Below are 8,743 nucleotides of genomic sequence, written 5' to 3'. Positions count from 1 at the left end.
GCAGTTATCCGCCTGCAGGTTACGGTACGAACGGCGCCTATGCCGGGGGAGCGGCTTCGGCCCCTGCCTCGGCACAAGGCATGCTGTTCAACCAATTGCAACAGATGCAGGATCAGATCTCGCGCCAGCAAGGCGTGATTGAAGAACTGCAGAATCAGGTTGCGCGCATGAAGCAGGAATCCCTGGAGCGATACCAGGATCTTGATCGGCGCATAGGATCCGGTGCTGCACCTGCCGCGACTCCCGAGAATTCTTCTGCCGGTGGCGACGCAAGCGCTGCTGCCGGTGCTGCCGCTGGTGCAGGGGCTGCTGCTGCAGCAACCCAGGCCCCGGCCGCGGGTAGCGAACCGGCTGATCCGGCCAAAGAAAAGCTGTATTACGATGCCGCTTTCGACCTGATCAAAGCCAAGGATTTCGACAAGGCCAGCCAGGCTTTTGCCGCTTTCCTGCGCAAATACCCGAACAGCCAATACGCGGGCAACGCCCAGTACTGGTTGGGCGAAGTGAACCTGGCCAAAGGCGATCTGCAAGGTGCGGGTCAGGCTTTCGCCAAGGTTTCGCAGCTGTATCCCAAGCACGCCAAAGTGCCGGATTCGCTGTACAAGCTGGCTGATGTAGAGCGCCGCCTTGGTCACACCGACAAGGTCAAAGGCATTCTGCAGCAGGTGGTGGCCCAATATCCGGGTACCTCCGCCGCTCAGTTGGCCCAACGCGATCTGCAACGCATGTAAGGCCGTTTGACCTTTCAAGAAGAAACCCGCGCTTGTCGCGGGTTTTTTCGTTAGAATTCACGCCCTTTTTCTGAAACACGCTTCTTGCGGTCTACGCGTTGGCGGGATTGCCTGAAGTGCCTGACGGAGGCGGACAGCCTGTTTAGCTGTTACGCCCGTGGCGACTATGCAAGACACATTGAGAATCACCGAAGTTTTCTACTCTTTGCAGGGGGAAACGCGGACTGCCGGGCTGCCTACTGTTTTTGTGCGCCTGACCGGTTGCCCTTTGCGTTGCCAATACTGCGACAGCGCCTATGCGTTCAGTGGCGGCACCGTGCGCAGCCTCGACGACATCCTCGAGCAAGTGGCCGGATTTCGTCCGCGCTACGTTTGTGTCACCGGCGGTGAGCCGCTGGCACAACCCAATGCCATTCCTCTGCTTAAACAGTTGTGTGATGCCGGTTACGAGGTCTCGCTGGAAACCAGCGGCGCCCTCGACGTCTCGGCGGTCGATCCGCGCGTCAGTCGCGTGGTTGACCTGAAAACGCCGGGTTCGAAAGAAGCCCATCGCAACCGTTACGAAAATATCGAATTGCTGACCCCCAACGATCAGGTGAAGTTTGTCATCTGCTCGCGGGAAGACTATGACTGGGCGGTATCGAAACTGATTCAGTACGGGCTTGATCGACGTGCGGGCGAAGTGCTGTTTTCGCCAAGTCATCATGACCTCAATGCCAGGGATCTGGCGGACTGGGTGGTGGCAGACAACCTGCCAGTGCGGTTGCAACTGCAGCTGCATAAATATCTATGGAATGATGAGCCGGGGCGCTGATATGACTGAACAACTGAACACTAACGAAAAACGTGCGGTAATCCTGCTGTCCGGTGGTCTCGACTCGGCAACGGTCGTGGCCATGGCCCGCGCTGAAGGTTACGCCTGCTACACCATGAGCTTCGACTACGGTCAGCGCTCCCACGCCGAATTGCACGCCGCTGCACGCGTCGCCCGCGATTTGGGTGTGGTCGAGCACAAAGTGATTGGCCTGAACCTGAACGGCATGGGCGGCTCGGCCCTGACCGACACCAGCATCGACATTCCAGAAGAACTCGGCGAAGGCATTCCGGTGACCTACGTGCCGGCACGTAACACCGTGTTCCTGTCGTTGGCATTGGGTTGGGCAGAAGTGCTTGGCGCGCGCGACATCTTTATCGGTGTCAACGCGGTGGACTATTCCGGTTACCCGGATTGCCGTCCCGAGTTCATCGAGTCGTTCGAGCGCATGGCCAACCTGGCAACCAAGGCTGGCGTGGAAGGCAATGGCTTCCGCATCCAGGCGCCGTTGCAGAACCTGAGCAAGGCGCAGATCGTCCAGGCCGGCGTGAAGCTGGGCGTTGATTATGGTCTCACCGTTTCCTGCTATCAGGCCGACGATGAAGGCCGCGCGTGCGCCAAATGCGACAGCTGCCGCCTGCGTGCGGAAGGCTTCGCGGCCGCTGGTGTGGACGACCCAACACCTTATTTTTGATTATTTTCAAAAAGGTGTTGAATAGTCCTTAAAAATCAGTATTATACGCGCCACCACACAGCGGGTCGTTAGCTCAGTTGGTAGAGCAGTTGGCTTTTAACCAATTGGTCGTAGGTTCGAATCCCACACGACCCACCATTTTTGGCGGTTTAGAAAATCCGGAAGGCCCACGCAAGTGAGGATTTCCGGGTTTTTTTTTGCCTGCAATTCGGCCCCGCGTCGTTTCAGTGTCAGCAGCGCTGACGCAGGTCAGAATGATCTTTTGTATCAACGGGATATTCTGTAGCCTTGCGCAGCTTCAATGCTGTCCGTGCCTGATAATACTCACTCTCCCGGCGGTACCCTCAAGCGGTCCGGAGCCGGGTGTATACTCGACTTTCGCGCGAACGCGCCTGCAGGTCTTGCGAACATGACGCAGATTTCCGAACGCCTTCTGGTTCAAGCCCACCTCGATGCCAAGCAGCCCAAACCGCTGACGGCTGAGGAAGAGGCTTATTACCGTGCCGCCATCGCCGCCGAGCTCAAGGCTCAGGACGCGGTGCTGGTTGCCCACTTTTATTGCGACCCGGTGATTCAGGCTCTGGCCGAAGAAACCGGCGGTTGCGTGTCCGACTCCCTGGAAATGGCGCGCTTCGGTAACGCCCACCCGGCCAAGACCGTGGTGGTCGCCGGCGTGAAGTTCATGGGCGAGACCGCGAAGATTCTCAACCCGGAAAAACGCGTGCTGATGCCGACGCTTGAGGCAACCTGCTCGCTGGATCTGGGTTGCCCGGTCGATGAGTTCTCGGCGTTCTGCGATCAGCACCCGGAGCGTACGGTGGTGGTCTACGCCAACACCTCCGCTGCTGTTAAAGCGCGAGCCGACTGGGTGGTGACATCGAGTTGCGCGCTGGAGATCGTCGAAAGCCTGATGGACAACGGCGAGACGATTATCTGGGGCCCTGACAAGCACCTGGGGACGTACATCCAGCGCAAGACTGGCGCCGACATGCTGTTGTGGGACGGTGCCTGTATCGTCCACGAGGAGTTCAAGTCCAAGCAGCTCGAAGACATGAAAGCGCTGTACCCGGACGCCGCGATTCTGGTGCACCCGGAGTCACCGACCTCGGTGATTGAGCTGGCAGACGCCGTGGGCTCAACCAGTCAGCTGATTGCCGCTGCACAGTCGTTGCCGAACAAGACGCTGATCGTCGCGACGGACCGTGGCATCTTCTACAAGATGCAACAGCTGTGCCCGGACAAGGTCTTCATCGAGGCGCCAACCGCCGGTAACGGCGCAGCTTGCCGCAGTTGCGCACATTGCCCGTGGATGGCCATGAACACCCTTGAGCGCACGCTGAAGAGCTTGAAGGAAGGCACGAACGAGATCTTTGTTGATCCGGCGCTGATTCCGCAGGCGATTCGTCCGTTGAAGCGCATGCTCGACTTCACCCAGGCTGCACGGATGAAGTTGGCCGGTAACGCCTGAGATTTTTCAGATACAACACAAAACCTGTAGGAGTGAGCCTGCTCGCGATCGCGGCGTGTCAAACAACGAATATGTTGACTGACATACCGCGATCGCGAGCAGGCTCACTCCTACATTCGTATTCAGTGTCTGGAAGTTACTTGGTCTTCTTCGGGATTCGCACCACGCGCGTATCCGAATAGATGTCATGCCACGTGCGTTTCTGCTTGTCGTACAGCGACCAGAAGAAACCCAGCCCCACGCACAGCCACGACGCAATCGACACCATAAACCGCAACAGTGCCTGCCACAGGCTGATCGCGCTGCCATCCGCGTTTTGCACGCGAATCCCCCACACCTGCATGCCCAGTGTCTGCCCGCCATGTGTCCAGAACTTGGCAAAGAATCCAAACAGCACCAACAACAGTACCGTCGAATACAGCGGATCGCCGTCCATTTTTCCGGCATCGGTCAGCACGCGCAGGCGTTCTTCGCCGATGATCGCGGCCTGGATCAGTTTGTAAATGAAACCGGTGACGATCAACAGTGCCGTGCACAGCAGAAAGTCATAGAACATCGCGGCCAGACGACGGCCCAGGCCAACGGCAGGAAAATCGCCCTGGGGCGTGAGCAGGTTTTTCGACATGGCAGCCTCTGGACGCGAAAGGAAGCGCCATTTTACGGGTTCGCGCGCACAAAAAAGCCCCTGATATCAATATCAGGGGCTTTTTCGTTACAGAAGATTAGGCTTCTGCTTGTACTTCGTCAGCCTGCATGCCTTTCTGGCCTTGCACAGCAACGAAAGTCACTTTCTGGCCTTCTTTCAGGCTCTTGAAGCCGTTGCCCTGAATGGCGCGGAAATGCACGAACAGATCCGGACCGCTTTCTGGAGTGATAAAACCAAAACCTTTCTCGTCGTTAAACCACTTGACGGTACCGCTCTGACGTGTGGACATTTCTTATTTCCTTTGACGCAAAAATTAATGACAGTCTCTTTCACATGAAAGAGTACTGGGGCTGGTTGCAGGAGAGTAAGAAGACGTCGAACGGGATGTAGCTAACTTGTAGGCTACTGCCCAGGTCACGATTCAAAGCTGACCCATGCAAACACAGTGAACAAACTCTACGCCAACTACGGGAGAAAAAACAAGCCCCCGTGAAGGCCCCGGTTTGCCTACGCTTGATGGCAATTAGTCAGTTCACTAGTGCGGCTTAGGCGATTCGCTTGTTCAATTGTTTTCGAACGTTATAAGCAAAGTTCATATTCGAATAGAAGGGTGGGAGATGCACTGTTTTATGGCGGTTGCGTTACACATTAGTGCACGTTTAACGCAACCGCGTTACTTATAGAAACAGTCAATCAACCACGGTAGTAGCGTTGCGGAACAAATGGCATTTTGCTTACAAGCATTGGCACCTTTTTCCCACGCACGATGGCCCATACGACGGTATCGATCGCGTTGTAAGCCTTGTCGAGGTAACCCATCGCCAAAGGCCCGCCGAGAGTCGGACCGAAACCGCCGCTGCACACGCTGCCGATGATCTCGCCGGCTTCGTTGACGATTTCAGCGCCTTCGCGCACCGGGGTACGTTCTTGCGGTAGCAGGCCGACGCGTTTACGTGCGACGCCATTCTGTTGCTGTGCGAATACCTGCTCTGTACCCGGGAAACCACCGGCCCGCGCGCCGTCAGCACGACGGGGCTTGGAGATCGCCCACAACAGGCTGGCTTCGATCGGTGTGGTTTCGGTGTTCATGTCGTGACCGTACAGGCACAGGCCGGCTTCGAGGCGCAACGAATCGCGGGCGCCGAGGCCGATGGCCTGGACTTCCGGTTCGGCGAGTAGGGCACGGGCGAGTTTTGCCGCATCGGCGGCAGGAACGGAGATTTCGAAACCGTCTTCACCGGTGTAGCCCGAGCGGCTGACGAAGCAGTCCACGCCCAGCAACGACACGCGGTTGAATTGCATGAAGGTCATCTTCGCGACTTCAGGTGCAAGGCGCGCCAGCACCGTAACGGCTGCCGGGCCTTGCAGCGCCAGCAGGGCGCGCTCTTCGAACAGCTCTGTAATGGTGCACTGATCGCCGATGTGTTTTTGCAGATGGGCGAGATCCTGATCCTTGCACGCGGCGTTGACCACCAGGAACAGTTCGTCGTTGCCGAGGTTGGCGACCATCAGGTCATCGAGGATGCCGCCGGTCTCGTTGGTGAACATGGCGTAACGCTGCATGCCCACCGGCAGGTCGATGATGTCCACCGGCACCAGGGTTTCCAGGGCTTTGGCGGCGTTGGCGCCGGTCAGGCGGATCTGGCCCATGTGCGAGACGTCGAACAGCCCGGCGTGTTCACGGGTGTGCTGGTGTTCTTTCATCACGCCGAGCGGGTATTGCACCGGCATGTCGTAGCCGGCGAAGGGCACCATGCGGGCGCCGAGTTCGATGTGCAGGGCGTGAAGTGGAGTTTTCGACAGTTGTTCGGTGGACATGCGTGGCTCCTTGGAAATTTGGGTTTGGGGTAAGGGCAAGATCAAGATCAAAAGCCCCTCACCCCAGCCCTCTCCCGGAGGGAGAGGGAGTTAGTTACGTTGCTCTCCCGGAGGGAGAGGGGGCTAAGTGCGATCGTCTCCCTGAGGGAGGCGACGTTAAATAAGGTTCAGCATTCAATAATGTTGACCGCCAGACCGCCGCGCGCGGTCTCTTTGTATTTGCTTTTCATGTCGGCGCCGGTCTGGCGCATGGTGCGGATGACTTTGTCGAGGGAGACGAAATGCTGGCCGTCGCCGCGCATGGCCATGCGCACCGCATTGATGGCTTTCACCGAGCCCATCGCATTGCGCTCGATGCACGGCACCTGCACCAGTCCGCCAATCGGATCGCAGGTGAGGCCGAGGTTGTGCTCCATGCCGATTTCTGCGGCGTTCTCAACTTGCTGAACACTGCCACCGAGCACTTCACACAACGCGCCGGCGGCCATAGAACAGGCCACGCCGACTTCACCTTGGCAGCCGACTTCGGCGCCGGAGATCGAGGCGTTTTCCTTGTAGAGAATGCCGATGGCCGCAGCGGTCAGCAGAAACCGCACCACGCCGTCGTCATTCGCGCCGGGGATAAAACGCATGTAGTAATGCAGCACCGCCGGAATAATCCCCGCCGCGCCGTTGGTGGGTGCGGTGACCACGCGGCCGCCGTTGGCGTTTTCTTCATTCACTGCCAAGGCGTACAGGTTGACCCAGTCGAGCACCGACAACGGATCGCGCAATGCTGATTCCGGGTTCTTGCACAGTTGCCGATGCAGCGCTGCCGCTCGGCGTTTGACCTTCAAGCCACCGGGCAAGATACCTTCGTTACGGCAACCGGCAGCGACGCAGTCCTGCATCACTTGCCAGATGTTCAGCAGGCCGGCGCGGGTTTCCGCTTCCGGGCGCCAGGCGCTTTCGTTGGTCAGCATCACCTGACTGATCGACAGACCATAGGTGGTGCAATGGCTGAGCAAATCCTTGGCACTTTTGAACGGGAAGGTCAGCGGCGTCGCGTCTTCGACGATGCGATCGGCACCGGCTGCGTCTTCATCGACGACAAAACCACCACCGACCGAGTAGTACTCGCGGCTGCGGATCTGCAACCCGGCCGCATCGAAGGTGCGGAAGATCATGCCGTTGGGGTGGTAGGCCAGCGGCTTGCGGATCATCGCCAGGTGTTCTTTCTCGTTGAACGCAATGCTGTGTTCACCGAGCAGGTTCAAGCGAGCGTTGCCGCGAATTTCCTGCAGGCGCGCGGCGACGGTTTCGGTATCAACAGTGTCGGGATGTTCGCCTTCGAGGCCGAGCAGCACGGCTTTGTCGCTGCCGTGGCCTTTGCCAGTGGCACCGAGGGAACCGTACAACTCGACACGAACGCTGGCGGTGGCCGTCAGCAGGTTTTCACGGCGTAAACCTTCGGCAAAACGCGCAGCAGCACGCATCGGGCCGACGGTGTGGGAACTGGAGGGGCCGATGCCAATCTTGAACAGGTCGAACACGCTTAACGACATGAGTGGTTCTCCGGTTTCTTGTTATAGGAATTGGCGAAACATCAGGCTGGTTACATCCCCCTGTAGGAGCTGCCGAAGGCTGCGATCTTTTGATCCTGATCTTTCAACAGCAAGATCAAAAGATCGCAGCCTTCGGCAGCTCCTAAAGGTGAGGCGGTGGGGGCGAGAAATTCGCCCCCAACACGTTTAAGCGTAGCTTTCGATCGACGGGCAGGCGCAGACGAGGTTGCGGTCGCCGAAGACGTTGTCGACACGACCGACCGGAGGCCAGTATTTGCCTTCAACCAACGATGCAACCGGGTAAACGGCTTGCTCGCGGCTGTACGGGTGCGTCCACTCGCCAACCAGTTCCGCTGCGGTGTGCGGAGCGTTTTTCAGCGGGTTGTCGTCCTTGTCCAGCGTGCCGTTTTCCACCGCGCGGATTTCTTCGCGGATGCGGATCATGGCGTCGCAGAAGCGATCCAGTTCTTCCTTGGATTCGCTTTCGGTCGGCTCGATCATCAGCGTGCCGGCGACCGGGAACGACATGGTCGGCGCGTGGAAGCCGAAGTCGATCAGGCGCTTGGCGACGTCATCAACGCTGATGCCGCTGCTGTCTTTCAATGGACGCAGATCCAGAATGCACTCGTGCGCCACCAGACCGTTGCTGCCGGTGTACAGCACTGGGTAGTGCTCTTCGAGGCGACGGGAAATGTAGTTGGCATTGAGGATCGCCAGTTGCGAAGCGCGCTTCAGACCGGCGCCGCCCATCATGCGAATGTACATCCAGGTGATCGGCAGAATGCTCGCGCTGCCGAACGGTGCCGCGCAGACCGCGCCTTCCTTGCGCTCCATCTGGCCGTGGCCAGGCAGGAACGGCGTCAGGTGCGACTTGACGCCAATCGGGCCGACGCCCGGGCCGCCACCGCCGTGGGGGATGCAGAAGGTTTTGTGCAGGTTCAGGTGCGAGACGTCGCCGCCGAACTTGCCCGGTGCGCACAGGCCGACCATCGCGTTCATATTGGCGCCGTCGATGTACACCTGGCCGC

Annotated in this window: 8 protein-coding genes, 1 tRNA gene and 1 pseudogene; 5 read left to right on the top strand and 5 right to left on the bottom strand. The window is 58.6% G+C overall.

The window, feature by feature from the left end; translation table 11 throughout:
* The 5 genes from ybgF to nadA form a co-directional block, all read left to right on the top strand.
* The coding region (gene ybgF, locus ACIP66_RS18200; protein WP_400649667.1) for a tol-pal system protein YbgF at nucleotides 1–731 on the top strand (731 nt) is incomplete at its 5' end.
* A 166-nt stretch (nucleotides 732–897) separates the two neighbouring features.
* A complete protein-coding gene (gene queE, locus ACIP66_RS18195; RefSeq protein WP_159812532.1) occupies nucleotides 898–1,545 on the top strand; it encodes a 7-carboxy-7-deazaguanine synthase QueE in 648 nt (215 codons plus the stop codon).
* Nucleotide 1,546: 1 nt separating this feature from the next.
* Entirely contained in the window at nucleotides 1,547–2,239 is a 693-nt protein-coding gene (gene queC, locus ACIP66_RS18190) for a 7-cyano-7-deazaguanine synthase QueC (RefSeq protein ID WP_053123071.1), read from the top strand.
* 62 nt (nucleotides 2,240–2,301) lie between these two features.
* Nucleotides 2,302–2,377, top strand: a tRNA-Lys gene (locus tag ACIP66_RS18185).
* Nucleotides 2,378–2,648: 271 nt separating this feature from the next.
* A complete protein-coding gene (nadA, locus tag ACIP66_RS18180; protein WP_008080237.1) occupies nucleotides 2,649–3,707 on the top strand; it encodes a quinolinate synthase NadA in 1,059 nt (352 codons plus the stop codon).
* A gap of 136 nt (nucleotides 3,708–3,843) precedes the next feature.
* Here the strand turns inward: nadA and ACIP66_RS18175 are convergent, their stop codons facing one another.
* From ACIP66_RS18175 to ACIP66_RS18155, 5 genes and pseudogenes are all read right to left on the bottom strand, one after another.
* Nucleotides 3,844–4,332, bottom strand: a complete 489-nt coding sequence (locus tag ACIP66_RS18175) for an RDD family protein (RefSeq protein WP_400649662.1) — start codon at nucleotides 4,330–4,332, stop codon at nucleotides 3,844–3,846.
* Between the two features lie 97 nt (nucleotides 4,333–4,429).
* Nucleotides 4,430–4,642, bottom strand: a complete 213-nt coding sequence (locus ACIP66_RS18170) for a cold-shock protein (RefSeq protein WP_003227496.1) — start codon at nucleotides 4,640–4,642, stop codon at nucleotides 4,430–4,432.
* Between the two features lie 404 nt (nucleotides 4,643–5,046).
* A complete protein-coding gene (gene gcvT, locus ACIP66_RS18165) occupies nucleotides 5,047–6,171 on the bottom strand; it encodes a glycine cleavage system aminomethyltransferase GcvT (RefSeq protein WP_400649660.1) in 1,125 nt (374 codons plus the stop codon).
* A gap of 167 nt (nucleotides 6,172–6,338) precedes the next feature.
* Nucleotides 6,339–7,715: an L-serine ammonia-lyase gene (locus ACIP66_RS18160; protein WP_400649657.1), complete on the bottom strand. Its 1,377-nt coding sequence runs from the start codon at nucleotides 7,713–7,715 to the stop codon at nucleotides 6,339–6,341.
* Nucleotides 7,716–7,901: 186 nt separating this feature from the next.
* Nucleotides 7,902–8,743 (bottom strand): annotated as a pseudogene (locus ACIP66_RS18155) (glycine dehydrogenase (aminomethyl-transferring)); the annotation flags it as partial.

The sequence above is a fragment of the Pseudomonas sp. NPDC088429 genome (assembly GCF_044753305.1).
GTDB lineage: Bacteria > Pseudomonadota > Gammaproteobacteria > Pseudomonadales > Pseudomonadaceae > Aquipseudomonas > Aquipseudomonas rustica.
Note: the sequence above shows the minus strand (reverse complement) of the source record. Positions and strands in the feature narration are given on the sequence as shown.

Excerpts from the sequence above, each read along its gene's own strand:
- queE (WP_159812532.1), top strand. The coding sequence starts at position 898 with ATGCAAGACACATTGAGAATCACCGAAGTTTTCTACTCTTTGCAGGGG.
- queC (WP_053123071.1), top strand. The coding sequence starts at position 1,547 with ATGACTGAACAACTGAACACTAACGAAAAACGTGCGGTAATCCTGCTG.
- nadA (WP_008080237.1), top strand. The coding sequence starts at position 2,649 with ATGACGCAGATTTCCGAACGCCTTCTGGTTCAAGCCCACCTCGATGCC.
- ACIP66_RS18175 (WP_400649662.1), bottom strand. The coding sequence starts at position 4,332 with ATGTCGAAAAACCTGCTCACGCCCCAGGGCGATTTTCCTGCCGTTGGC.
- ACIP66_RS18170 (WP_003227496.1), bottom strand. The coding sequence starts at position 4,642 with ATGTCCACACGTCAGAGCGGTACCGTCAAGTGGTTTAACGACGAGAAA.
- gcvT (WP_400649660.1), bottom strand. The coding sequence starts at position 6,171 with ATGTCCACCGAACAACTGTCGAAAACTCCACTTCACGCCCTGCACATC.
- ACIP66_RS18160 (WP_400649657.1), bottom strand. The coding sequence starts at position 7,715 with ATGTCGTTAAGCGTGTTCGACCTGTTCAAGATTGGCATCGGCCCCTCC.